The sequence below is a fragment of the Erwinia sp. MYb416 genome (assembly GCF_037479575.1).
GTDB classification, from domain to species: domain Bacteria; phylum Pseudomonadota; class Gammaproteobacteria; order Enterobacterales; family Enterobacteriaceae; genus Erwinia; species Erwinia rhapontici.
The window spans coordinates 1-738 of the sequence record NZ_JBBGYT010000236.1 but is presented as its reverse complement, the minus strand read 5'-3'; the positions used below and the strand labels follow the sequence as shown (position 1 = coordinate 738).

1 protein-coding gene is annotated in these 738 nt (G+C 37.3%); it reads right to left on the bottom strand.

The genetic code is table 11. The features are described 5' to 3' along the window. A partial coding sequence (locus WH277_RS02190) for a protein rep (RefSeq protein WP_339504146.1) occupies positions 1–738 on the bottom strand: 738 nt, incomplete at both ends.

The window sequence follows — 738 nt, the reverse complement described above, 5'->3', positions numbered from 1 at the left end:
GTGAAAACGTCGCCACTGTGAATGTCTTTGTAGTGATGGCTTTGCTCATTCAGCTTTGTGAAAGCACCCACGCGCACAAGCGCATCACAGATAAACTTCATTCGCTCGATGCGCTCAATCTGTATGTTTATTAAGCTAAATCTGTTCCTAATGATCTCTTCGCTCGTAGCTTCATCGTAGCCGCTAACAAGCGCGTTCTTGAATGTTGTAATGATAGCTTCAAGACAGTCATTATAAAGCCCACTGTAATCAGCTAAGATTCCCTTATAATAACATTGATAGTTATAAGCTTTAGCTTGTATAGCATCAGCAATATATGAAAATCTATCTTTCTTATTTTCGAGACAATAATCATATTCATCGCCGTTCTTTTTAAAAACAGCTTTATCGGCCTTAAAAGAAATGTCATCAGCTATTAGTTTTTCGATTTTTTCTATTTCTTTATTGTAATCGAACTGATCGCGCTCTAAACCTGAAAGCATATTTTTTACTACGCCGACAGGCGCAATCATTCGTATGCCTTTTACTTGCTTATCAAACTCGAAAAACCAATCATCAGCCTTTCCATCTTTTAATAAATCAGAACCTTTCACAGAATATTTCAAAACATAGTTAATAAGCTGCTCGCCATTTTCAGCAATATTTTTATTTGTGATTTCTGTTTTACCATCCGCCGATTTCGCAACGCGAATATCCACACGCGGAAAACCTTTAGGATAGTCAGCAGCGTTATAAACC